We start from the raw sequence: 21,902 nt of genomic DNA on the forward strand, positions 1-21,902 counted from the left end.
GGGCGGGGGCCCCTGACCGGGGGGCCCGCCGTCCCCGCGCCCCGCCCGGCCCCCCCCCCGGGGGGCGCGGGGGGGGGGGCGCCCCCGCCCCCCCGGGGGGGGGGGGGGGCCCCCCCCCCGGGGGTGGGCCCACCGCCCGGTCTGTGCGGCCTCACGTCAGAGGCCCGTGCCGTGTCAGGACCGCGGCGCGCCCATGGTCCGGGCGAACTCCTCCGGATCGGCGTCGAAGCCGCGTACGGCGGCGTCCAGCGACCAGGCCCCCGAACCGTCGCGCGTGAACTCCGCGATGGTGGCCGCCGTGGCCTCCGGGACCCCGGCGAAGTCGGTCACCGCGAGATCGGTGTAGCCCTCCCGGATCCGGACCCCCGTACCGCCTATGGCCGTGAAGGTCTTCGTACGGGCACCCCGCTCCCCGGTGCCCTGGATGACCACGCCGACCACCACCCGCGCCAACGCGGATGCCATCCGGTCCAGTTCGAGGGTCATCACCTCGTCGAAGCCGAAGCCCTGGCCGGTGTGGCTGTCGCGGTTCAAGGTGATGGTGCCGTCGGGAGACCGGCTCCCGAAGTGCACGAGGTGGACCGGCTCCCCGTGGGGGTCGGAAGCACCGAACACCGCCGCGATGATGTCCAGGTCGTGGGCGGGCGTGCCCGCGGGGCTCGGATCCCACCGCAGTGCGATCTCCACCTTGGCCAGGCCCTTGCGTACTCCGCTCGTCGAAGTGCTCACCGAACTCCCCCTCCGCTTGCCGGGTGTTGCCCGGCCATGCTGTCACGCGGGGGCCCCGCAGGTCCGGACGAGCGTACGTTCCCGGCCAGTTGAGCCGGGCGCCGTCCGCCGCTCAGGACCCGGACGGAACCCGTACGGTCTCCACCCAGCCCGGCGGCTGCGGCGGTTCGGCCCCGATCAGCGCGGCGATCAGCCGGCAGGACGGGGTCTCATCCGGCCACGGCGTGTACCCGTCGGTCAGCACGACGACGATGTTCGGCCGCTCCGCCGCCGCCAGCGCGGCCCGGATTCCGACGCGCATGTCGGTGCCGCCGCCCCCGGCCAGGGTCACCTGCTCGGTGCTCGTCACCCGCGCCACGGTGTGCACGTCCGCATCGCAGGCCAGGACGGCGACCCGGTTGCCCCGGACCCCCACCTCCCGCAGCACGCCGGTGACCTCGCCGAGCGCGGCGGCGAGTTCCTCCTCGCCCATCGACCCCGAGGTGTCGATGACGATCGCGACCCGCGGCAGCGGCCGGCGCAGGCTGGGCAGCACCACGCGGCCGCCCAGTGCCGGAGTGCGCCGCGAGGGGCGGCGGTAGGTGTAGTCGACCGCGCCGCCCGCCCAGGCGGCGGCCTCCCGTACCGCCCCGGACAGCGCGCGGCGCCAGTCGACGGTGGGCTCCAGCAGCTCCTGCGCCCAGCGCTGCCAGCCGGCCGGGAGCCTGCCGCGGGTGCGCTGGTGGGCGCGCATGGCCTGGGCGGTCTGCCGGCGCAGCGCCTCCGCCTCGACCGGGCCGATCCGGGCGGGTCCCGCCGCCTCGCCGAGCTCCCACGGCATCGGCGTGCCGTGGGCCCCCGAGCCGCAGTCCGGTGCGTGCGGCGGGGTGGCCGGGATCGCGGGCAGGTACGCCTCGAACATCCCGCCGGCGGCGAGGCCGAACAGCCGGGGCTCCATCCGGCCCTCGGGCAGCGCCAGCCCGTCGGCGAGGAGGTCGTCGTTGATCTCGCAGTCCTGCGCGATGTTGACGCGGCGCCGGTCGCGCTGGTCGGCGGCCGGGAGCCGGTCCGCGCGGGCGTGGTGACCGCGCAGCAGGTGGGCCGCCTCGTGGATCCACACCCCGGCCAGTTCGGCGACCGGCGTGGCGTCGACGAACGCGGGCGAGACGTAGCAGCGCCAGTGCCGGTCCACACCCATCGTGGGCACCCCGGCCGAGGGGACCACGGTGAGTGCGTACAGGGAGGAGGCGAGGTACGGCCGGGCCTCGGCAGCCTTGTACCGGGCGGCCAGCAGCTTGGCCCGGTCCAGGCGGGCGGCGGCGCGGGCCGCGTCCCCGCGTGCGGCCGCCGGGCCGTCCATGGGCACGCTCACCCGCCTGTCAGCCGCCGCCCGGCAGGGCGCCGGAGAGCTGGAGCAGTTCGACGAACGCGTCGATCCCCGCGGGCACCGGCCAGTCCAGGTCGCGCATCGCGGCCAGGTCGGTGGCCGCACGCGCGGCCACGTCGGGCACGCCCGCGTCGACCGCCTTGGCGAGGACCGCCCAGCCCGCCTCCCAGCGGGGCCGGGTGAGCTCGCCCTGGACGGCGGCGACCACGGCGATGAGGAAGGCCAGCTGCCGGTCGCCGCGTTCCGGCAGGGCGAAGGCGTCCGGGTCGGCGAGCACCCGGTCCGGGTCGGGCAGGTCGAGGTGTTCCACGTACGAGAGCAGCTCGATCCCGGCCGCGTCCCCGACGGCCCCGGTGAGCGCGGCGGCCAGTGCGTCCCGGCCGGCGCCGGCCGCGTACCCGGTGGCCAGCAGCCGCAGCGCCATCTCCCAGGTGCGCGGGGAGGGCCAGGCCCGGCCTCGGCCCTCGGCCTCGTTCGGCATGTGGTGGACCAGGCCCGGCCGGGCGGTCAGGAAGCCGGAGATCACGCCGCGGGCGCGGGCGACGGCCCCGGAGGCGCGGGCGGGGTCGACGGCCGGGATGGCCACCTCGGGCCAGGTGCCGGCGAGGCCCCGGGCCACGGTGCGCGGGTTGTGGGTCCAGTCGAGGTGGACGAAGCGGTTGGCCAGCGGCGGGCTGAGGTGCCAGCCGTCCGCCGCGCTGGACGGCGGGTTGGCCGCGGCGACGATCCGTACGGACTCGGGCAGGACGAGGCTGCCGATCCGGCGCTCCAGGACCACCCGCAGGAGGGCCGCCTGCACGGCGGGCGGGGCGGAGGACAGCTCGTCGAAGAACAGCAGTCCGTGGCCGGTGCGGGCGAGGCGGACCGCCCAGTCCGGCGGGGCCATGGGCACGCCCGTGGTGGCGGGGTCGTCGCCGACGATGGGCAGCCCGGCGAAGTCGGAGGGCTCGTGGACGCTGGCGATGACGGTCTCCAGCCCGACGCCGAGGGCGGTGGCGAGCTGCTGCATGCCGGCGGATTTGCCGATGCCCGGCTCTCCCCACAGCAGGACGGGCTGATTGGCCGTCACGGCCAGGGCCAGCGCTTCGAGTTGGGGGTTGGTCGCCGGTTCGGTGCGGGTGGCGCGGAGCCGGGCGCCCAGGGCGTCGGCGGCCGCCAGGGCCCGCGGGGGCCGCGGCCGCTCGTCCCGGTCCGGGCGGGGCTGCGACGGTGGCCGCGGCGCGCGCGGCGGCTCGGTGCTCATGCGTCCTCGTACTCCTCGTCGGACTCGCGCTCGTCCAGGTACTCGTCGAACCACTCGGAGCCGATGTCGGGGTACTCCTCCTCCACCCGGCTGCGCAGGAAGGCGAGATCGGTGCGCTTGTGGCGGCGGATCACCTGGCCCAGCGACAGGTCCGCGTCGTCGACGACGTCGATCCTGCTGCCGGCCGCGAGAAGGGCCCGGACCAGGCCCACGCGGGCCCCTCGCTCGACGGCCACCTGCAGCGGGGTGCACCCCGACTTGTCCCGGGCCTCCAGGTCCAGGCCCGCGGCCAGCAGCCGCGGCAGCAGCACCTCGTGGTCGAGCAGGTGCAGGACGTGCAGCAGCGTGTACCCGCGGGCGTCGCGGACCCGGGGGTCCGTGCCCGCGTCGAGCAGCGCGACGACGCCCGGGGTGTCCCCGTGCTGGACGCGCAGGAACAGCTCCCGGCGCTCCGCCCGCAGGGCCCGCGGCAGCCGCCCCTCCCCCGTGGTCCAGATCTGCTGCACGGCGAAGCAGCCCTCGATCGCGCCGCCGAACGCCCGCATGGCGCGCTCGCGCCGCTGCTCCTCGGGGCTGTGCGGGAGCAGGTCCAGTACGCCGCCCTGGGAGCGGACCTCGTGCCACTCGCCGCGGCAGCGCACCCGTACGGGCTTCGCCCCGGCGGGGCCGGGCGGCCCGGCGGCGGGGCCGGCCCCGGGGAACAGCGCGTCGGCGACCAGCGGATGCAGCTCGCGCGGGGCGATCCGGCCCGTGCGGACCAGTTCGAGGTCGGGGAGCCGCTTCCAGGCGAACAGCGGCAGCGGGGGTACTTCCCCCAGCTCGTCCCGGCCGGCCGCCCGGACCCGCACCCCGTGGCCGGAAGCGGAGCCGACGGGTTCCAGCACCAGGCTGCCGCGCCAGTCGCCCATCCGGAAGCGCTCGCCCGCGCCGGCCTCCGCGAGGCGGCGCACCTCCGCTCCCAGCCGCGTCAGGTCGGCCCCGGCCGTGGCCATGAGGGTTTCCGGGGCCGGCGCGGTGCCGTACCGCGGGACCGCCGGGGGTTCGGTCAGGTCCCGTTCGATCCCCGCGGCCTCGTACGCCCCGGCGAAATCCCCGCGGGCGTGCAGCAGGGCGACCCACTCGGCGTGCCGGGCCGGGTCGGCGGTGCCGGGATCGCCGGTGGGCAGTTCGTCCGCGGCCAGCGGGGTACCGTCCGGGCGGAAGAAGGGCAGCCGCTCGCCGCCGCCGAGGCGCTCGCGCAGCGAGAGGGCGTGCCGGGCGTCCCAGAGCGGGCGGGCCGCGGTCCAGTCCTCGGGGCGCAGCCGGTCGAAGCCGCCGAGGGCCCGGCGGGGCGAGGGGGGTTCGACCGGCGCGCAGTGCAGCAGCAGCCGTTGCGGCCCCTCGATCATCGGGCCGGTGGTCACGGACAGCACCGGCGTGCCGGCGCCGCCGCCGTAGCGGGCGAGCAGCACGCGCACGTCGGGTTCGACGGTCGTACGGCCTCCCAGGGCGCGGGGCAGGTGCCAGCGCACCAGGTCGGGGGCGAGGTGGCGCAGGTCCTCCTCCACCGCCTCCGCGACGGGGGCTCCGTACCGGGCGGCGAGCGCGGGCAGGTCGAAGGTGAGGTCCACGGCGGCCGCCGCGCAGGCGGCCCGCCAGTCGCCGGCCAGCCGGTGCGCGGTGGCGCGCTCGATCATCCAGCCGGGTACGGCGTAGCGGCGGATCCGCCGCCAGGCCGAGCCGTCCTCGGCACGGAAGCCCCCGGGCAGCTCGCCGCGCTCCGTGTACCCGCTCACCGGTACACGCTCGTGATCGCGCCGAGGTCGGTGTGAGCGGGCCGGGCGGGCCGCAGCCGGGCGGTGAAGGACCGCTTCACCTTGCGGGGCAGGCCGGGGCCGAGGCCCACGTACTCCAGCGGGGAGTCTTCGGGCACGGCGGCCAGCAGGCACTTCGCACCGCGCCCCGTGATCCCGGTGTGGCGCAGTTCGAGGCGGCGCAGCGGGCTGCCGGGGAGGGCGGCGGCCAGTGCGGACGCCCCCTCGTCGCCGGTCTCGTTGCCGGGGGAGCCGAGGCTGCGCTCGGACATGGCCCGGCCGAGGTCGAGGGCTTCGATCCCGCCGAGGGCATCGGCGAGGGCCCGGGCGCCGGCCGGTCCGATGCCGTTGCCGCCGAGGCCGAGACGGACCGGCCGCAGGGGGTCGGCGGCCGCGGCGGCGGCCAGGACCGCGGTGCCCTCGTCGCCGAGGTGGTTGGCCGGGAGGTACAGCTCGCGCACCCCGGCCTCCCGGATGAGGGCGGCGAGCAGCGGTGCGGCCTCGGCGGTGAGGCCGTTGCCGCCGAGGAAGAGGCGTTCGAGCGGCGTCTCGCGGGTGCGCAGGGCGTCGAGGAGGAGGCGTACGCCTTCGATTCCGATGCCGGTGTTGACCAGGTCGAGGGTGCGCAGGGTCCGGTTGCGGCGCAGCAGGGCGGCGAGGGTCCGGGCACCGTCTTCGAGGACCGGATTGCGTTTGAGCCACAGGGCCTTGACGCCTGTGTCGTCCGCGAGCGCGTCGGCGAGGGCGGTCACGCCGTCGGGTCCGATGCGGTTGCAGCCCAGGTAGAGGGTGTGCAGGCCGTGTCCGTCGGTGAGGGCGCCGGCGAGGGTGCGGGCTCCTTCGTCGCCGATGGAGTTGGTGCCGAGGAGCAGGTGCCGGGCGTGGGCGGAGCCGGCGGCTGCGGCGGCCACCCGGGCGGCGCCGGCCGGTCCGAGGCCCTGCTTGCACAGGTCGACGCGGCCGTCCGCGCGCAGGGTTCCGATCGGGAAGGCCTCGTCGGCCCCGACGGCGTCCTCGGCGGCGAGCCGCGCGAGCAGCGGGTCGAGCCCGGCCGGGTCTGCGAGCGGCAGGTCGGGGTGCTCGATCGCGGGGCAGCGTACGGGTGTCGGCTGTGTCATCACCACTCCACCGGTCCTTCGCCGGTGCCCGGCGTCCACAACGACATGGGGAAAAACGCGTGAAACATGAAAGAAGACGCAAGACCGGTCGGATTCGAACCGACGTCCTCCAGCTCGATGCGTGGGCGCGACGACCTCTGCGCTACGGCCTTGCTGCGGCAGATCATACCCATCCGCAGGCCTGATTTCGATCACCAGTTTGAACGGTTGCGGGCTGGCCGCAGTGCGCGAGCGGCCCGGGTGCCGGACCGTCACCCTGCGCCGTCCCGTACCGGTTCGCCCGGCCGCGGGACGTTTCCCGGCGGCTTCACCCGGCCGGGGCCGGGCGGGCTCCACGGGTCGTGGTCACCGCCGAGCCAGTCGCCCACCGGCTTGATCCGGGCCAGGGTTTCGGCGGGGTGCGAGACCGGTGCCGCGCTCGTCGCGGTAGTCGAACCAGGGCAGCCCGGGGTGGGTGTACGCGGCCATGGCCGGAGCCGCCGCGACCGGCCCGGCGCCATGGGCCCCGGCGGCAGCGCGTGGGCGACGGATTCAGGATGGGGGAATGTACGGATAAAACGGACCTGGAATACTTCCCCCGGTAGCAGCGCATTTCCCTTGACCTGTACGGAATCCGCCACGCCTCCGGCCCGCTTTATGCCGTTCACCGCACAATTCGCCGGAGAAACGCCGGTCGCGCCGGATCGTTACCTCAAGTTTTGCTCAATTGCAGTGACATCGCGCCGGGCGCCTTCCTAGCTTCCTCGTACACGCGTCTCGACTCTTCTTGACGCTTCGTACGAATCCGCGGTTCCCCCCGCTGCCGGCGATCCCCGCAGCGCGTCCCGCGGCCCGAGGAAAGAGTGCAGCATGAAGGTTCCCAAGGCCGGTGCTTTGGTCGCAGTGGTCGGCCTCGCCCTGACCGCCTCCGGGTGTGGCGGTGACAGCGGCCCCCAGGGGAACCTCGCGATCGGCATCAAGTTCGACCAGCCCGGTGTCGGGCTGCGCGAGCAGGGCGGGACCTTCTCCGGTTTCGACGTGGACGTCTCGACGTACATCGCCAAGGAGCTGGGCTACAAGCCGGAGCAGATCGAGTTCAAGAAGGTCGACAGCTCCGACCGCGAGCTGCTGCTGCAGTACAACGAGGTCAAGTTCGTCGCGGCCAGCTACTCGATCAACGACAAGCGCAAGGAGAAGGTCGACTTCGCCGGCCCGTACTTCCTCGCGCACCAGGACCTGCTGGTCCGTGCCGACGACACCACGATCACCAAGGCCGAGGACCTCAACAACAAGAAGCTCTGCTCGGTCACCGGCTCCACCTCGGCCGAGAACGTCAAGAAGACCCTCGCGCCGAAGGCCAGCGTCCTGGAGCTCGACGGCTACTCGGAGTGCGTCGTCGCGCTCCAGGACGGTCTGGTCGACGCCCTCACCACGGACAACTCCATCCTGGCCGGCTACGCCGCCCAGAAGGGCAACACGGGCAAGTTCAAGCTGGTCGGGCTGAGCCTGAGCAACGAGAACTACGGCATCGGCGTCAAGAAGGGCAACAAGGACCTCCAGGTCAAGATCAACGCGGCCCTGAAGAAGATGGTCCAGGACGGTTCCTGGGAGGCCGCCGTGAAGAAGAACTTCGGTTCTGCCAACTACAAGAACGAGCCGGCCCCGCAGATCACGACGGGCAGCTGACGATCGTCGACGCGGTGGCGGGATCCGACCAGTCGGAGTCGAAGGCCGCGTTGACCACGTAGAGGCGGCCGCCGTGGACCGCCGCCGTGGTGGGTTCGTCGAAGCGCGGGTCGGTGATCCGCCGCACGAAGGCGGCCCGGCGGGCGTCCGCGGCGATCGTGAACACGTCGACGGCCTGGTCCCGGTTGCGGACGACGTACAGCGTGCGGCCGTGGACGACGAGCCCGTCGCCGTTGGCCACCGATCCGCCGTCGAGTTCGACCTCGGTCGCGCCGCCGGTGCCCGGGTCGACGCGGAACAGCGCCTGCACGTTGTCGTTGACCACGAGCAGCGCCCGCCCGTCCGGGGTCCGCTCGATGCCGTTGGCGCCCCAGACCTGGCCGCCGGGCGGGGTCGGCGCCCACTCCCCGGAGAGCGCCACCGCGCGCGGGGCCCGGCCGGCGGGCAGGAAGTACAGCACGTCGTTGAACGAGTCGGTGAACCAGGCTCCGCCGCAGCCGACGACGACGTCGTTGACGAAGGCGGTCCCGGTGGCCGCCTGGTGGGTGGCCAGCACCCGGCCGTCACCGGCGTGCACGACGCGGATCCGGCCGCTCGCACCGCCCGCGACGAGCAGTCTGCCGTGCCCGTCGAGCTTGAGCCCGACGGAGGCCTGGCCGGGCCCCGGCGCCGGGGTGATGATCCGCCCGGCGCCGGTGGCGAGGTCCACCCGGTAGACGGACCCGTCGAGCAGGGAGCCCGTGTAGGCCAGGCCGCCGGGTGAGACGGCGATGCCCTCCGGCTGGAATCCGGGCGGGGTGTGCAGGGTGTCCGGCCGGGACGCGGCGGGCCTGGCCCGGGCGAGCGGTGCGAGCGGCCCCACGAGCGCGGCGCCGCCGAGGGCTGCGGCCGCGCTGAGGAAACTGCGCCGACCCAAGGGTCCGGTCACGGTGGTGTCCTTTCAACTGCCGAACGAGCAGAGGTGGTTGAACAGCATCGGTTGACCCTGCCACCTCAGCACACCCCAGCCGCCCCGTCAGTCCCGGATCCGGACACTTCACAAGGGAATGGGGAGCCTCCCCTTCACCGCCACCCGTACGCGGCCAGGGCCGCCACCGGCCGCCGCCGGCCCGCCGCGTACGTCAGGCCAGCGGAGCCTTGGCGCGCAGCACCTTCAGGAACTCCCTCATCCAGGCGGAGTGGTCGGGCCAGGCGCGCGCCGAGACCAGGGTGCCGTCGACCACGGCCTCGGAGTCCTCGTAGGCGGCCCCGGCGGCCTTCATGTCGGGTTCCAGCGCCGGGTACGCGGTCACCCGGCGGCCGTCCAGCCCGCCGCTCGCCGCCGTGATCAGCGGGCCGTGGCAGATCTGGGCGACCGGCTTGTCGGAGCCGGTGAAGGCGGCCAGGATCCGCCGCACCTCGGGATCGTTGCGCAGGTACTCGGGCGCCCGGCCGCCCGGGACGACCACGGCCGCGTACTCCTCCGTCACCACGTCGGCGAACGCCACATCGGCGGGCCAGGTGTAGCCGGGCTTCTCGGTGTAGGTGTCGAAGCCCTCCTCGAAGTCGTGCACCACGAACCGCAGCTTCTTGACCGCCGGCGCCGCGATGTGCACCTCGTAGCCCTCCTCGCGCAGGCGCTGGTACGGGTAGAGGACCTCCAGCGACTCCGCCGCGTCGCCGGTCACGATGAGGATCTTCACTGCCATGGGCTGCTCCCGGTGGGGGTGTTCACGGTGTGCACGGTCCGCGCGGCCCCGGCGGGGCCACCGCCACCGTGCCCGCAGCCGAGCGATCTGCCAAGGGGCCCTCGCCCGTTCGGCCCAGAGACCCGGAGGCCCCGAGGGCAGAATCCGGCCTTCCGACACATGGATTTTGCCTGTAGGGCACATGACAATGTGAGCCTCTGCTCTGCCACCTGACGCCCCGCCAACTGCCATGGCGGGGGCGGTGCCTGCGAAGAGGTATCCCCCACATCATGAAGATCTCCCCACGCGCCCCCTGGGCCGCCGGCCTCGCCGTCGCGGCCCTGGCCCTCATTCCGGCCACAGCGTCGGCCGGCTCCCAGCGCACGGCGGCTCCCCACGCCGACGCCGCCGCCACCGCGGCCACCACCGCTTCCGTGGACGCGTGCTACACGGCCGCCGAGGGCAAGACCGGAGCCGAGCTGAAAACCGCGCTCCACAACATCATCAAGACCCAGTCCAAGGTGACCTACGACGGCGTGTGGAACGCGCTGAAGGTGACCGACCAGGACCCGGCGAACCCGAACAACGTCATCCTCGTCTACTCCGGCCGCTCCCAGTCCAAGTCCACCAACGGCGGCGGCGTCAACGACTGGAACCGCGAGCACGTCTGGGCCAAGAGCCACGGCGACTTCGGCACGGCCACCGGCCCGGGCACGGACCTGCACCACCTGCGCCCCGAGGACGTCACGGTCAACAGCACCCGCGGCAACAAGGACTTCGACATGGGCGGCAGCCCCGTCGCCGAGGCTCCCGGCAGCTTCACCGACTCCGACTCCTTCGAGCCGCGCGACGCGGTCAAGGGCGACGTCGCGCGCATGCTGCTCTACATGGCCGTGCGCTACGACGGCGGCGACGGCTTCGCGGACCTGGAGGTCAACGACAAGGTCAACAACGGCACCGCCCCCGCCATCGGCCGGATCAGCGTACTCAAGCAGTGGAACCAGCAGGACCCGCCGGACGCCTTCGAGCAGCGCCGCAACCAGGTCATATTCGACACGTTCCAGCACAACCGGAACCCGTTCATCGACCACCCGGAGTGGGTCAACTCCATCTGGTGACCCCTCCTCGACAGCCAGGGGACGGCCCGCGAGGGTTGGGCCGCCCCTGGTCGGGTATTCGCAGGCCAGAGGCTGTGGTGCGCGCCGCCCGGCGACGCCGGCCGATGGAGGTCGTCATGGACGGAGCCGGACTGTCCGACCACGAGCGGCGCGCCCTCTCGGCGATCGAGGCCGATCTCGAAGCGGACCGGTCTCTCCAGCGGATCCTGCGCGCCGCGCGGACCCGTCCGCGCAACCGCACCGCGGCCGCCTGTCTCCTCGGCGCGGTGACCCTGGCCCTGCTGGTCGCGGCCTCGGTCACCGTGTCGCTCCCGCTGATCTGGGGCTTCGCCGCGGCCTGGACCCTGACCGTGGTCCTGGCCCTGCCGCCGGCCGCCCGGTGGATCCGGCGCCGCTGGCAGCGCCGGGAGCACGCGGAGCGGCCGTAGCGGCCGCTCCCCTACTGCTCGCCGAGCACCATCCACTTCTCCCCGTTCGCCAGGGGCTCGAAGCCGACCTCGGCGTAGACCGTGTGCGCGTCGGCCGTCGCGAGCATCACCCGGCGCAGCCCGTACGGGGCCAGGTGGTCGCGGATCGCGGCGACGAGGCCCGTCCCCAGCCGTTTGCCGCGTGCGGCGCGGTCGATGTAGACGTCGCACAGCCAGGCGAAGGTGGCCCGGTCGGTCACGACGCGGGCGTAGCCGAGCTGGGCGCCCGAGGCCGTGTCGTAGACGCCGAAGTTCAGGGACTCCGCGATGGCCCGGTCCTGCTTCTCCCGGCTCCGGCCGAGGGCCCAGTACGCGTCTTGCGACAGCCAGCGGTGGATCAGCTCGGCGTCGAGCCGGTCGGGGTCGGTGGACAGCTCATAGCCGTCCGGCAGCTCACTGTTCATCCCGGCATCTCAGCACGGGGGCGGCGGTCGGGCCAGTGAATATCCGGGGCGGCTGTCGGCGGGTCAGCCCGGCGGCTGGAGCCGGTCGGCGAGTGCCTTGAACTCGGGCCACGCGGGCTGCGGCGGGCGGGCGTCCCAGACCTTCTGGGACAGCGCCGCGAGCGGCAGCCGTATCCCCTCGGCGACCTGGGCCTGGGTCTGGGCACCGGACAGGTCGCACCACACGGCGAGCCGGGCGCCGAGTACCTGCGCCGCGTACTGTGCGGGTACCGGGGTCGTGCCGCGCAGGACGAGCGGGGTCCACTGCTCGTAGATCCGCTTGCCGGTGGGATAGGTGAACTGGTTCGGCTGGCCGAGCACGTAGTAGAGGTACTCGTCGTTCAGGTTGACCACCTTGCGGCCCTCCCGCAGGTACTCCAGCGGCGGCCTGGCCCCGATCTCCCTGCCCGTCCAGTACTCGACCTGGATGTCGCCGGCCGCCCGGACCACGCCTGCGGTGAAGAAGCCGTCGTTCCACGCCTTGGGCACCTTGCCCGCCGGACGCACCACGTCCGCGCGGTCGTTCAGCCAGCCCTCGGCAAGGTCCTGGATGCGCGCCGAGGGCCCGTACTTCTGCCGGGCGGCCCGCGCGAGCTGCGGGAAGGAGGCCTGCGGGTCGCGGTAGACGAGCGCCTGGTACTCGTCGGCGCCCAGGTGCCAGAACGCGCCGGGGAACAACGGCAGGTATTCGCGGAGAAGTTCGTCGATCAGCTTGGCCGCGGCCAGGTCGGATATGTCCACGGCGCCCTTCACGGCCCTGCCCTGTACGTCGCGCAGCTGGAGGGCGGGGTGGGCGCGCAGTACGGCGCCGAGGTGGCCGGGCGAGTCGAGCTCGGGCACGACCGTGATGTGCAGGCGGGCGGCGAGGGCGGTGATCTGCCGGACCTGGGCTTTGGTGAGGTGGGGCGTGGAGACGATCTCGGGGTGGGTCTGGGACTGGAGCCGGAACGCCTGGTCGTCGGAGAAGTGCAGGCCGAGCTGGTTGAGTTTGAGATCGGCCATGCGGCGCAGCTCGTCCTCGATCCAGCCGACGGTGAAGTTCTTGCGGGCTATGTCGAGGTTGAGGCCGCGCTGGGACTTGGCCGGGGCGTCGCGCACGGTGCCCTCGGGAGCCGAACCCGCGGACCTCACCGCCTGTTTGAGGGTGCGCGTGCCGTAGAAGACCCCGGCCTCGTCCGGGCCGGTGACCCGGACGCGGCCGCCCTGGACGGTGAGCGTGTAGGACTCGGGCGGTCCGGAGTTCTTGGCGCCGAGGACCAGTTCCACGTCGCCGGGGCGCGGGTCGGCGGTCTGGGCGAAGCCCATGCGCAGTTCGCCGGCGAGCAGCTTGCCCTCGTCGGTGAGGGCGGCCGCGTTCGCGGGCGGTACGACGACCCGGGCGGCGGCGGCCGGCTTCCAGCCGGGGCCGCGGGCCGGGATGTGCTCCCGTACGGCCGGAATGGTGCGCGGGGCCTTGGACAGCGCGTACGACGGGGTGGACGAGGGTGCCGGGTCCGTCGGCGCGGAGAGCGTGGTGGCGGGGGCGGCTGAGCCGCCGGTGGTGCCGCCGTCCCCGGTGCTGCGGCCCTCGTCGGAGGCGGCCGTACACCCGGGTACGGCGAGGGAGGCCAGCGCTGCGGCGACCGCCGTCGCGATGACGTGGCTCCGCCTGACCTGCCTCGACCGGACCCGCGTGGACCGGAGCTGCCTGGACTCTCGCATCATGCACCCCTGTCCCCCGTACCAACGTGGCACGGGGGACCGGGGCGCGCGACCCGGAGGCCGGGCCGAAGGCGTCAGGCCAGCGCGTCGAGGGCGGCCGCGGCGAAGCCGTGGTCCTGGTCGGGGGCGCCACCGCCCACGCCGATGGCGCCGACGAGGCGGCCGTCGCGGTGGACCGGCAGCCCGCCCGCGATGAACAGCAGCGGCCGGTCGAGGGCGGTGGGCAGGGTGTGGAAGGGCCCGCCGGGCCGGACGGCGTCGACGAGGTCGGCGGTGGGGGCGTCGAGCTGGAGGGCGGTGAAGGCCTTGCGGGTGCTGGTCTCGCCGGAGATCAGCACGGCCCGGTCGTCGCGGCGGAAGGCGAGCGGGTGCCCGCCGGCGTCGAGGACGGTGACGCTGACCGCGACACCTGCCCGTTCGGCGGCGGCGCGGGCCGCCGCGAGGAGGAGCTCGGCGTCCTCGGTGGTCAGCGGGGCGACGGCGGTACGGGCGGGGCTGGTGGCGGCGGACATGCGGGTTCTCCTGAATCGTGGTGCGGGGGATGTCGTACGAGGGGTGGCGTACCAGGGGTTTCGTACGAGGGGTCGTGGATCAGTGGTGGACGGGCACGGGGGCGGCGGCCGGGGCTCCGGCCGCGACGACCCGGCCGCCGGAGCCCGCTCGGGCGGCCGTACGCCGCTCCAGCGCGCCGGAGGCGAGGGCGAGGACCAGGGCGGAGGCGGCGAGCGCGGCGCCGACCCAGTTCGGGGCGGTCCAGCCGAGCCCGGCGGCGATGACGAGCCCGCCCAGCCAGGCGGCGAGCGCATTGCCGAGGTTGAAGGCGCCGATGTTGACGGCTGAGGCCAGGGTGGGGGCCCCTGCGGCCTGGTCGAGGACCCGCTTCTGCAGCGGCGGCACGGTTGCGAAGCCCAGGGCGCCGATGAGCACGATCGTGGCGGCGGCGGCGATCTTGTGGTGGGCGGTGAAGGTGAACACGGCCAGGACGCCGGCCAGGGCGCCCAGGGACACGTAGAGCATCGGCATCAGCGCACGGTCGGCGAACCGGCCGCCGACGAGGTTCCCGGCGACCATGCCGAGACCGAAGAGGACGAGCAGCCAGGTGACGGAGGTGTCGGCGAAGCCGGCGACCTCGGTCATCATCGGCGTGATGTAGGTGATCGCGGCGAAGACCCCGCCGAAGCCGAGGACGGTCATCGCCATCGCGAGCAGCACCTGGACGTTGCGGAAGGCGGCCAGCTCGTGGCGGATCCGGACGCCCTCGGGCCGGGGCAGCTCGGGGACCAGCCTGGCGATGCCGAACAGGCCGAGGACGCCGAGGGCCGCGACGATCAGGAACGTGACGCGCCAGCCGAGGGTCTGGCCGACGAGGGTGCCGAGCGGGACGCCGACGACGTTGGCGACGGTCAGGCCGGTGAACATCATGGCGATCGCGCCGGCCTTCTTCTCGGGGGCGACGAGCCCGGCGGCCACCACCGAGCCGATGCCGAAGAAGGCGCCGTGGGCGAGGGAGGCGACGACGCGCCCGGCGAGCATGACGCCGAAGGCGGGGGCGAGCGCGGAGAGCACGTTGCCGGCGATGAACAGGCCCATGAGCAGCATCAGCATGCGCTTGCGGGGGACGCGGGTGCCGAGGACGGTCATGAGCGGGGCGCCGAGGACGACGCCGAGGGCGTATCCGGTGACCAGGAAGCCGGCGGTGGGGATCGAGGTGCCGTAGTCGGCGGCGACCTCGGGGAGCAGGCCCATGATCACGAATTCGGTGGTGCCGATCCCGAAGGCCCCGATGGCCAGGGCGAGGAGTGCGAGAGGCATGAGGGGGTGCCCTTCAAAGGGAGGTGGGGGTGCGGTCCGCGACACTTGCCGTCGCCGCTTACATGCGTCCACATTAATTGCAGGCGCGGGATAATTGCAAGCGCGGGCTATTGCGGTGGTGACCTATCCTGGGAAGGAGATTCCCCGGGAACACGGGGAAACGGGACCGCCGGAAGCGGTGTGAAGGAGCAGGGAGCAGCCATGACGGCCACCGACAGCGCACTCACCGGCCTCGCCCAGGGCTGGTGCGCCCTCTCCCTGCTGCACGGGCGGATCGAGGCGCACATCGAGCGGGCCCTGCAGAGCGGCCACGGGCTGAGCGTGCGCGAGTACTCGCTGCTGGACGTACTGAGCCGCCAGCACAGCGGCCCGGGCGGGCACCTGCGGATGCACCAGGTCGCCGACTCGGTGGTGCTGAGCCAGAGCGCGACCACCCGCCTGGTCAGCCGGCTGGAGGACCGCGGGCTGCTCAACCGCTACATCTGCGACACGGACCGCCGGGGCATCTACACCGACGTGAGCGAGGCGGGCCTGGCCCTGCTGGCCGCCGCCCGGCCGACCAACGACACCGCGCTGCGCGAGGCGCTGGCCGAGGCCGGCCGCAACCCCGAACTCGCCCCGCTGGTCGCGGCGGTGGAGAACACCGGCGCCTGATCCCCGGCTCCCCGGGGTGCCGGGGTGCCGGGGTGCCGGCCAGGGGGTGCCCGCTACCCCTTGGACGGTCCCGTGCTCGGGGGCGGCGAGGACCGCAGCGGCGTGGCGGACGGGCTCGCGGACGGGACCGAGGACCTCGACGGCGGGGCGGAGCGCGCTCCCGACGGGCTCGGCGTCGGCCCGGGCGCCTGCGGGGAGCGGGTCCGGGGGGCGGTGGGGGGCATCGGGGACGACGGCACCGCCGACGGGTGCGGACTGCCCGTTCCCGTACGGGAATCGGAGGTCGGTCCGGGTCCGGTGAACTCGGGCGGCGAGGCCGGCGGCTCCGGCCGGGCCGGGGACGGGTCAGGGCCCAGTACGAGGTACCCGGCCACGGCGGCGGCTGCCGCGGCCAGTCCCGCCAGCGGCAGCGCGAACCGGCGCAGCCTCATCCGCAGCCGCGCGGCGGGCAGCCGTCCTGCGTGCAGGCGCGGCGGATCCGCGGGGCGCAGCTCGCGGACGGTGATCCCGGCCGCGCGGGCGTCGAGGGCCTGGCGCAGCCTGCGTTCGACGGGGCGTTCGCCGAGCGTCATATCCGTCCCTCCAGAATCCGTTCCAGCGCGTCCAGGCCGCGGCTCGCGTTCGACTTCACCGCACCCCGGCTGATTCCGAGGGTGGTCGCTATCTCCGCCTCGCTGAGTTCGGCCCAGTAGCGCAGTACGAGGACCTGCCGGCGGCGCGGGGTCAGCCGGCCGAGTGCGGCGAGGACCTCGCGGTGTGCCTCGTCGAGGACGACGTGCTCCTCCGCGGACGGGATGTCGGCCGCCGCGGGCGGGGTCCACGCCCGGGCCGTGCGGCGGCGGCGCAGCACGGACCGGGACGTGTTGACCACGGCGGTGCGCAGGTAGCCGAGCGCGTTGTCGACCTCGCTGATCTGCTCCCCGTGGCGCCGGTACAGGGCCGTGAAGGCGTCCTGGACCACGTCCTCGGCGGTGGCGAGGTCGTCGACGAGCAGCACCGCCAGCCGGACCATGGGCAGGCGGTGTGCGTGGTAGAGCTCGGTGACGGTGGGCTGCGGTGCGTCGCCGCGCGGATCGCCGTCGTACGCGGTCCCCGCCCCGTACTCGGCCCCCGCCCCGTACGCGGCCCCCTGACCGTGGGCGTGCCCGTACGGCCGGGCGGGCGGCGGGGTGGCGCGCTCGCGGCGCACCACCGATGACCACAGGACCCGCCACGACCACGAGCCCCGCCACGCCCGGCCGAGGCCGAGCGTGAGGGGGCGTGCGGAAGGTGCGGGCGGTACGAGGTGGAGCACTGGATTCCCGGGTTCCTAGCCGTTGGCGCGGCGCCGGACGGCGTAGAGGGTGCCGGCGCCGGCGGCGATGAGCGCGGCGGCCCCGCCCCCGATGGCGGCGGTGGTGGCGGAGGAGCCGGTCTTCGCGAGCTCGTCGCCGGCCGCCGAAGGGGCCGCGGAGGGCACCGCGCTCGGCTGCCCCGTGGGCTGGACGCTCGGCGCCGCCGTCGGCGGGACGCTGCGCGAGGGCGAGGGGTGGACGCTCGGCGCCGAGGTCGGAGGGACGCTGCGCGAGGGGGTGGGCGAGGCGCTCGGCATCGCGCTCGACGACGCGCTGGGGACGGGCGACGGGGTGGCCGAGGCCCCCCGTGCGGCGAAGGCGGGCCCGGCGAGCGCGAGGACCGCCCCGGCGGCGGCAGCGGTGACGGCCGCCCGGCGGACGGTCGAGGGGACGCGCTTCAGGTTCATCACAGTGGTTCTCCACGGTCGGGTCACGGTCGGTGCAGGGCTCGGAATGCCGCCCTTCACCCCCGCACGACGCGCGAACCCCCGCGAGGTTGCCGCCGATTCCGAGGAATTTTCCCCAGGGGGAAGAAACTTCCTCAGGCTGAGGGCAGCGGGATCCTGCGGACCACCTCGAAACTCAGGTTCCCGTACGAGGTGAAGAAGGCGGCGGCCGTGAGTTCCGTGGCTCCGCCCGGGTCGCGGGCGAGGACCTTGGCGCGGCGGGCCGTGCGGTCGAGCTCCGGGGCGTGCCGGCGGCCCAGCCGGACCGTACGGGTGACCCCGTCCGCCCGTACGTTCAGGAAGCAGTCCCAGGTGCCCGGCGGTAGCGGATCCCCGTCGGCCAGCTTGGCCAGGTCGAGCTCCGCCAGGAAGCCGGCCATCATCAGCTCCGGGTTCTGCTCGGTGAGCTCGGGCGCCGGCCGGGCCAGGACGGGGACGAGGTGCTCGTCGCCCGTCTCCCGCGCCCTCAGCAGCAGCTCGCTCTCCATGCGGCCGGTCCCGAGCGACTGGATGTACGCGTGGCCGGTCAGCCGCACGCGCCCGCCCTGCCAGGTCAGCGAGGCGAGCCGGTGCTGCGTTTTGAGCCTGTCGGTCACGTCGAAGAGCACGTCCGGCAGGGCCGCCGCCGGGTCGCGGAACAGCGGGTAGCAGCGGTACACGCGGCCGTTGTCGACGATCTCCTGCGGCGCCGGCTCCAGGGCCGGGTCGTACTCCATCAGCTGCTCGAAGGCGGGCAGCGGGCCGCAGGCGAAGGCGTACAGCCGGATCCAGTCGATGGGCGGCAGCTCGCCGCCCATGTCCGGCCGCCAGTACGTCTGCACCAGCGCCCGCGCCCGGTCGTACACCTCGCCGGTGAAGCCGGGGTTCTCACGGCGGGCTTCGACGGCCGGTCGCAGTGCCGTGCGCAGCAGGCTGCGGAAGTGCCGTCCGAGCATCCGGCGCCGCCCGACCGGGTCCTGGACCCGCTCTGCCACCAGGGCCATGACGCGCTCGATGTGGGCCACGGTCTCGCCGGCGGTCCGGGGGCGCGAGGTGATGTTCTGGCCGTCGTCGCGGCGGCGCAGGAAGTAGCAGTCGTAGTCTCCGACGACCGAGATCTTCCCGGCGGCCAGGAACACCTCCGTCACGAAGACCTGGTCCTCGCCGTACCAGAGGTCCTCCGGGTAGCGCAGGCGGGCGTCCTCGATGACCTGGCGGCGCATCAGCTTGCCCGAGTGCAGCGAGCGGTAGACCTCGGAGGTGTGGAGGTCGGCCTCCTCGGCGTGCCGGTGGGCCTTGTCCGACACCGTCCGGCCGAGCCCGACCTGCTTGGCGAGCACCACGTCGCTGCCCTGGGTCTCGGCCATGTCCAAGAGCCGCTCCAGCGCCTCGGGGCCGAGGTGGTCGTCGGCGTCGAGGACGAAGACGTACCGGCCGCGGGCCAGGTCGAGGGCCCGGTTGCGGGGGGCGCCGGGACCGCCGGAGTTCGGCTGGTGCACCACGCGGACCTGCGGATACCGGGCGGCGTAGCGGTCCAGCTCGGCGCCGCTGCCGTCCGTGGAGCCGTCGTCGACGGCGATGACCTCCAGGCGCTCGACCCCGAGGCTCTGGCCGAGCGCGGAGTCGAGGCACTCGTTCAGGTAGGGCATCGCGTTGTAGACGGCGATGATCACGGTGATGTCGGGGGCGGACGCGTGGTGCATGCACCTGAGCATAAAGTTCCGCTTCCCGGACTCCGGAGGGGGTGTCCCGCGGACCTGGCGGCCGGGCCGGGCCGGGCCGGTTCAGCGGAGTCGGTCGAGGGCTCGGCCGAGCAGCGCGATGCCCTCTTCCAGTTCGCCCGGCGGGCCCGCCGCGTAGCCGAGGACCAGGCCGGGTGCGCCCGGTCGGATGCGGTGCCAGGACAGCGGGTGGGACTTGACCCCGAGGGCCAGGGCCTCGGCCGCGAGGGCGGTGTCCTCGAAGGGCGCGCCGTCGAAGGTGACCATCAGGTGCAGACCGGCCGCCGCGCCGTGGACCCGGGCGCCCGGCACGTGCGCGGCGACCGCCCGGAGCATGGCGTCCCTCCGGCGGCGGTGGCGGCGCCGGACGAAGCGCAGGTGGCGCTCCAGCTCTCCCGAGTCCATCAGCCGGGCCAGCACCAGCTGGGCGAGGACAGGATTGCCGAGGTCGGCGTAGCGCTTCGCGGCCACCACCGCGTCGCGCAGGCGCGGCGGGACCAGCAGCCAGCCGAGGCGCAGCGCGGGGGCGAGCAGTTTCGACACGCTTCCGGCGTAGCAGACGCCCTCGGGCAGCAGAGCGCGCAGCGCGGGGACGGGGGCGCGGTCGTAGCGGTGCTCGGCGTCGTAGTCGTCCTCGACGACCAGGCCCCCTCCCGCCGCCCAGCCGAGCAGCTCCCGGCGGCGCTCGCCGTCGAGCACGACCCCGGTGGGGAACTGGTGCGCCGGGGTGAGCAGGACCGCCGGGGCTCCACTCGCCCGGAGGGCGGCGGTGTCCAGACCGCCCTCGTCCACCGGAACCGGTACCGTCTCCAGCCGTCCGTACTCCAGCTGTTGCCGGGCCCCGAGCGAGCCGGGGTCCTCCACGGCGACCTTCCGTACGCCGCCCTCGCGCAGGACGTGGGCCACCAGGGCCAGTGCTTGCGCGACGCCGGCCACGATGACGACCTCCTCGGGGTCGGCGCGGATTCCGCGGTTGCGGGCGAGCCAGCCGGTGACCGCCGTACGGAGCGCGGGCGCGCCCTGCGGGTTGCCGTAGCCGAAGTCGGCGGCCGTGAGCGCGCCGAGCACCCGCCGCTCGGCCTGCAGCCACGCGGTACGCGGAAACGCCGTGAGGTCGGGCACGCCCGGCGAGAGGTCGATCCGGCACGGCACGGCCCGCAGAGCATCGACGAGCGCCCCGGCGGACCCCGTACCGAACGGGCCGCCAGGCCCGCCGGGTCCGCCGGGTCCGCCCGGCGCCACCGGTCCGCCGGAACGGACGGGCTCGGCCGGGGCGAAGGGCCCGGCCGGGGCGAAGGGTCCGCCCGGCGCGCTCCGGCCGGCCGGGGGCTGCGGGAGTACGGGGGCGGCGACCACCGTCGTGCCCGAGCGGCCGCTGCCGTGGATCTGGCCGGCGTCCGCCAGCCGCTGGTAGGCCCCGGTGACCAGGCCTCGGGAGACGCCGAGCTCCGCCGCGAGCACCCGGCTCGGCGGGAGGCGACTGCCGACCGGAAGCGTGCCGTCGGCGATGGCGGCTCGGATGCGGGCCGTCAGCCATTCCGTGCGGCCGCCCGGCGGCGCCTCCTCCCGGTCCAGCTGGAGGAAGTCCGAGCCGCCTGCGGGTTCCGACGGTTTGGACCCCTCGGATCGACGTGGTTCGGCACTCCCCATGGGGCCAATGCTCGCAGAGGCTGGCCCGTATGAACACCTTCGCTCCCCTCGCCCCCGGCGCCCTCGGCATGGTGTTGGTCGGCAGCAGCGTCACCGTCTCGCGCTCCCTGGTCCACGCCCCGCTGTTCGCCACCCAGGCCGTCCGGTACGCGGCCGCCGCCCTCCTCCTGATCGCGTTCGCACGGGCCGCCCGGGTGCCGATCCTGCGTCCGCGCGGCCGGGAGTGGCTGTGGCTGGCCGGGATCGCGGCCACCGGGCTCCTGCTGTTCAACGTGGCCGTCGTCCGCGGGGTCGCGCACGCCGAACCGGCCGTCATCGCCGTCGCGGTCGCCTCCGTACCGGTCCTGCTCGGGGTGCTCGGCCCGCTGCTGGAGGGCCGCCGTCCCACCAGGCGGATCCTGGCGGCGGCCGTCGTGGTCGTCGCCGGGGCCGTCCTCGTCGAGGGGACCGGCCGGACGGACGCCGCCGGAGTGGCCTGGGCCGCGCTCGCGCTGGCCTGCGAGGCCGCCTTCACCCTGCTCGCCGTACCCGTGCTGCCGCGCCACGGACCGTGGGGGGTCTCCGTACACGCCGTGTGGCTGGGGGCCGTGATGCCGGCGGGGCTGGCGCTGCTGACCGAACGCCCCGCCGACGTACTGGCCCTCGGAGCGGCGCAGTGGGCGGCCGCCGGGTACCTGGCCGTCATGGTGACCGCGGTGGCCTTCCTCCTCTGGTACCGCACGGTGGCCGCCGTCGGGGCGGGCCGGGCCGGGCTGCTGACCGGGGTCGCGCCCCTGGCCGCGGCCGCCATCGGGGCGCTCTCCGGCGGTGGTGTGCCGGGCCCGCCGGTCTGGCTCGGCCTGGTCGTGGTGGTCGCCGGGCTGGCGGCCGGGCTCCGCGCCCCGCGCCGATCCGGAAACGACGACCCGAGTCCCGTACGGAAGGGGCCGCGGCCCGGCAAGGGCCGGGCGCCCGCGTCCCCTTGAGGGCGCCCGGCCCGGTGGATCACAATCCGCA

General features: G+C 74.6%; 21 protein-coding genes and 1 pseudogene. 5 read left to right on the top strand and 17 right to left on the bottom strand.

Going from position 1 to position 21,902, the window contains the following annotated elements:
• Positions 1 to 174 precede the first annotated feature (174 nt).
• The 6 genes and pseudogenes from ACIBAD_RS15805 to ACIBAD_RS15830 all read right to left on the bottom strand — a co-directional run bounded on the left by ACIBAD_RS15805 (position 175) and on the right by ACIBAD_RS15830 (position 6,401).
• Positions 175 to 729, bottom strand: coding sequence for a TerD family protein (locus ACIBAD_RS15805; RefSeq protein WP_134069261.1), 555 nt, complete (start codon positions 727 to 729; stop codon positions 175 to 177).
• Positions 730 to 841: 112 nt separating this feature from the next.
• Positions 842 to 2,068 carry a VWA-like domain-containing protein gene (locus ACIBAD_RS15810; protein ID WP_398907364.1) on the bottom strand — a complete coding sequence of 409 codons (1,227 nt, stop codon included), beginning with the start codon at positions 2,066 to 2,068 and terminating at the stop codon, positions 842 to 844.
• 19 nt (positions 2,069 to 2,087) lie between these two features.
• Positions 2,088 to 3,338 (bottom strand): AAA family ATPase, encoded by a 1,251-nt coding sequence (locus ACIBAD_RS15815; protein ID WP_134069263.1) that lies wholly within the window; start codon positions 3,336 to 3,338, stop codon positions 2,088 to 2,090.
• Positions 3,335 to 5,113, bottom strand: coding sequence for an ankyrin repeat domain-containing protein (locus ACIBAD_RS15820; protein ID WP_398907123.1), 1,779 nt, complete (start codon positions 5,111 to 5,113; stop codon positions 3,335 to 3,337). Before ACIBAD_RS15820 ends, ACIBAD_RS15815 begins: the two co-directional genes overlap by 4 nt.
• Positions 5,110 to 6,249 carry a gala protein gene (locus tag ACIBAD_RS15825; protein WP_398907125.1) on the bottom strand — a complete coding sequence of 380 codons (1,140 nt, stop codon included), beginning with the start codon at positions 6,247 to 6,249 and terminating at the stop codon, positions 5,110 to 5,112. The genes ACIBAD_RS15820 and ACIBAD_RS15825 overlap by 4 nt, the downstream gene beginning before the upstream one ends.
• Positions 6,250 to 6,328: 79 nt before the next feature.
• A pseudogene (locus tag ACIBAD_RS15830) lies at positions 6,329 to 6,401 on the bottom strand.
• 697 nt (positions 6,402 to 7,098) lie between these two features.
• Here ACIBAD_RS15830 and ACIBAD_RS15835 point away from each other — a divergent pair.
• Positions 7,099 to 7,914 (top strand): glutamate ABC transporter substrate-binding protein, encoded by an 816-nt coding sequence (locus ACIBAD_RS15835; RefSeq protein WP_134069267.1) that lies wholly within the window; start codon positions 7,099 to 7,101, stop codon positions 7,912 to 7,914.
• On the opposite strand, the gene ACIBAD_RS15840 is transcribed toward ACIBAD_RS15835, so the two are convergent.
• Positions 7,898 to 8,842: an SMP-30/gluconolactonase/LRE family protein gene (locus ACIBAD_RS15840; protein WP_398907128.1), complete on the bottom strand. Its 945-nt coding sequence runs from the start codon at positions 8,840 to 8,842 to the stop codon at positions 7,898 to 7,900. The two genes, ACIBAD_RS15835 and ACIBAD_RS15840, sit on opposite strands and share 17 nt — an antisense overlap.
• A gap of 193 nt (positions 8,843 to 9,035) precedes the next feature.
• The gene (locus tag ACIBAD_RS15845; protein ID WP_134069272.1) at positions 9,036 to 9,602 is read right to left on the bottom strand and encodes a DJ-1/PfpI family protein; all 567 of its coding nucleotides are present in this window, start codon (positions 9,600 to 9,602) and stop codon (positions 9,036 to 9,038) included.
• Positions 9,603 to 9,871: 269 nt separating this feature from the next.
• Here ACIBAD_RS15845 and ACIBAD_RS15850 point away from each other — a divergent pair, with 269 nt between their 5' ends.
• Complete coding sequence (locus ACIBAD_RS15850) at positions 9,872 to 10,699, top strand: endonuclease I family protein (protein WP_398907130.1); 828 nt, start codon at positions 9,872 to 9,874, stop codon at positions 10,697 to 10,699.
• 116 nt (positions 10,700 to 10,815) lie between these two features.
• Positions 10,816 to 11,127, top strand: coding sequence for a DUF3040 domain-containing protein (locus ACIBAD_RS15855; protein WP_166682005.1), 312 nt, complete (start codon positions 10,816 to 10,818; stop codon positions 11,125 to 11,127).
• An 11-nt stretch (positions 11,128 to 11,138) separates the two neighbouring features.
• Here the strand turns inward: ACIBAD_RS15855 and ACIBAD_RS15860 are convergent, their stop codons facing one another.
• From ACIBAD_RS15860 to ACIBAD_RS15875, 4 genes are all read right to left on the bottom strand, one after another.
• Entirely contained in the window at positions 11,139 to 11,570 is a 432-nt protein-coding gene (locus tag ACIBAD_RS15860; protein WP_134069278.1) for a GNAT family N-acetyltransferase, read from the bottom strand.
• A 63-nt stretch (positions 11,571 to 11,633) separates the two neighbouring features.
• Positions 11,634 to 13,310, bottom strand: coding sequence for a glycoside hydrolase family 20 protein (locus ACIBAD_RS15865; protein ID WP_398907133.1), 1,677 nt, complete (start codon positions 13,308 to 13,310; stop codon positions 11,634 to 11,636).
• 74 nt (positions 13,311 to 13,384) lie between these two features.
• On the bottom strand, positions 13,385 to 13,822 hold the full coding sequence (locus ACIBAD_RS15870) for a heme-binding protein (RefSeq protein ID WP_134069280.1): 438 nt from the start codon (positions 13,820 to 13,822) through the stop codon (positions 13,385 to 13,387).
• A 79-nt stretch (positions 13,823 to 13,901) separates the two neighbouring features.
• Positions 13,902 to 15,122 carry an MFS transporter gene (locus tag ACIBAD_RS15875; protein ID WP_398907136.1) on the bottom strand — a complete coding sequence of 407 codons (1,221 nt, stop codon included), beginning with the start codon at positions 15,120 to 15,122 and terminating at the stop codon, positions 13,902 to 13,904.
• A gap of 201 nt (positions 15,123 to 15,323) precedes the next feature.
• On the opposite strand from ACIBAD_RS15875, the gene ACIBAD_RS15880 reads away from it, so the two are divergent.
• A complete protein-coding gene (locus tag ACIBAD_RS15880) occupies positions 15,324 to 15,776 on the top strand; it encodes a MarR family transcriptional regulator (protein ID WP_134069285.1) in 453 nt (150 codons plus the stop codon).
• Between the two features lie 53 nt (positions 15,777 to 15,829).
• On the opposite strand, the gene ACIBAD_RS15885 is transcribed toward ACIBAD_RS15880, so the two are convergent.
• The 5 genes from ACIBAD_RS15885 to ACIBAD_RS15905 form a co-directional block, all read right to left on the bottom strand.
• Positions 15,830 to 16,348, bottom strand: coding sequence for a hypothetical protein (locus ACIBAD_RS15885; protein ID WP_398907138.1), 519 nt, complete (start codon positions 16,346 to 16,348; stop codon positions 15,830 to 15,832).
• Positions 16,345 to 17,070 (bottom strand): RNA polymerase sigma factor, encoded by a 726-nt coding sequence (locus tag ACIBAD_RS15890; protein ID WP_398907140.1) that lies wholly within the window; start codon positions 17,068 to 17,070, stop codon positions 16,345 to 16,347. Before ACIBAD_RS15890 ends, ACIBAD_RS15885 begins: the two co-directional genes overlap by 4 nt.
• Positions 17,071 to 17,085: 15 nt before the next feature.
• Complete coding sequence (locus ACIBAD_RS15895; protein ID WP_398907142.1) at positions 17,086 to 17,517, bottom strand: LAETG motif-containing sortase-dependent surface protein; 432 nt, start codon at positions 17,515 to 17,517, stop codon at positions 17,086 to 17,088.
• Positions 17,518 to 17,651: 134 nt separating this feature from the next.
• Positions 17,652 to 19,238, bottom strand: coding sequence for a glycosyltransferase (locus ACIBAD_RS15900; RefSeq protein ID WP_166682006.1), 1,587 nt, complete (start codon positions 19,236 to 19,238; stop codon positions 17,652 to 17,654).
• Between the two features lie 81 nt (positions 19,239 to 19,319).
• On the bottom strand, positions 19,320 to 20,906 hold the full coding sequence (locus ACIBAD_RS15905; protein ID WP_398907145.1) for a PLP-dependent aminotransferase family protein: 1,587 nt from the start codon (positions 20,904 to 20,906) through the stop codon (positions 19,320 to 19,322).
• Positions 20,907 to 20,935: 29 nt separating this feature from the next.
• On the opposite strand from ACIBAD_RS15905, the gene ACIBAD_RS15910 reads away from it, so the two are divergent.
• Complete coding sequence (locus ACIBAD_RS15910) at positions 20,936 to 21,871, top strand: EamA family transporter (RefSeq protein WP_134069295.1); 936 nt, start codon at positions 20,936 to 20,938, stop codon at positions 21,869 to 21,871.
• Positions 21,872 to 21,902: the final 31 nt, after the last annotated feature.

It is taken from the genome of Streptomyces sp. NPDC051109 (genome assembly GCF_044455885.1).
Lineage (GTDB): Bacteria > Actinomycetota > Actinomycetes > Streptomycetales > Streptomycetaceae > Streptomyces.

What these genes read in the sequence shown, in the direction of transcription:
- ACIBAD_RS15810 (WP_398907364.1), bottom strand. Translation starts at nt 2,068, where the DNA reads ATGGACGGCCCGGCGGCCGCACGCGGGGACGCGGCCCGCGCCGCCGCC.
- ACIBAD_RS15815 (WP_134069263.1), bottom strand. Translation starts at nt 3,338, where the DNA reads ATGAGCACCGAGCCGCCGCGCGCGCCGCGGCCACCGTCGCAGCCCCGC.
- ACIBAD_RS15825 (WP_398907125.1), bottom strand. Translation starts at nt 6,249, where the DNA reads ATGACACAGCCGACACCCGTACGCTGCCCCGCGATCGAGCACCCCGAC.
- ACIBAD_RS15835 (WP_134069267.1), top strand. Translation starts at nt 7,099, where the DNA reads ATGAAGGTTCCCAAGGCCGGTGCTTTGGTCGCAGTGGTCGGCCTCGCC.
- ACIBAD_RS15845 (WP_134069272.1), bottom strand. Translation starts at nt 9,602, where the DNA reads ATGGCAGTGAAGATCCTCATCGTGACCGGCGACGCGGCGGAGTCGCTG.
- ACIBAD_RS15850 (WP_398907130.1), top strand. Translation starts at nt 9,872, where the DNA reads ATGAAGATCTCCCCACGCGCCCCCTGGGCCGCCGGCCTCGCCGTCGCG.
- ACIBAD_RS15855 (WP_166682005.1), top strand. Translation starts at nt 10,816, where the DNA reads ATGGACGGAGCCGGACTGTCCGACCACGAGCGGCGCGCCCTCTCGGCG.
- ACIBAD_RS15860 (WP_134069278.1), bottom strand. Translation starts at nt 11,570, where the DNA reads ATGAACAGTGAGCTGCCGGACGGCTATGAGCTGTCCACCGACCCCGAC.
- ACIBAD_RS15865 (WP_398907133.1), bottom strand. Translation starts at nt 13,310, where the DNA reads ATGCGAGAGTCCAGGCAGCTCCGGTCCACGCGGGTCCGGTCGAGGCAG.
- ACIBAD_RS15870 (WP_134069280.1), bottom strand. Translation starts at nt 13,822, where the DNA reads ATGTCCGCCGCCACCAGCCCCGCCCGTACCGCCGTCGCCCCGCTGACC.
- ACIBAD_RS15875 (WP_398907136.1), bottom strand. Translation starts at nt 15,122, where the DNA reads ATGCCTCTCGCACTCCTCGCCCTGGCCATCGGGGCCTTCGGGATCGGC.
- ACIBAD_RS15880 (WP_134069285.1), top strand. Translation starts at nt 15,324, where the DNA reads ATGACGGCCACCGACAGCGCACTCACCGGCCTCGCCCAGGGCTGGTGC.
- ACIBAD_RS15885 (WP_398907138.1), bottom strand. Translation starts at nt 16,348, where the DNA reads ATGACGCTCGGCGAACGCCCCGTCGAACGCAGGCTGCGCCAGGCCCTC.
- ACIBAD_RS15895 (WP_398907142.1), bottom strand. Translation starts at nt 17,517, where the DNA reads ATGAACCTGAAGCGCGTCCCCTCGACCGTCCGCCGGGCGGCCGTCACC.
- ACIBAD_RS15900 (WP_166682006.1), bottom strand. Translation starts at nt 19,238, where the DNA reads ATGCACCACGCGTCCGCCCCCGACATCACCGTGATCATCGCCGTCTAC.
- ACIBAD_RS15905 (WP_398907145.1), bottom strand. Translation starts at nt 20,906, where the DNA reads ATGGGGAGTGCCGAACCACGTCGATCCGAGGGGTCCAAACCGTCGGAA.
- ACIBAD_RS15910 (WP_134069295.1), top strand. Translation starts at nt 20,936, where the DNA reads ATGAACACCTTCGCTCCCCTCGCCCCCGGCGCCCTCGGCATGGTGTTG.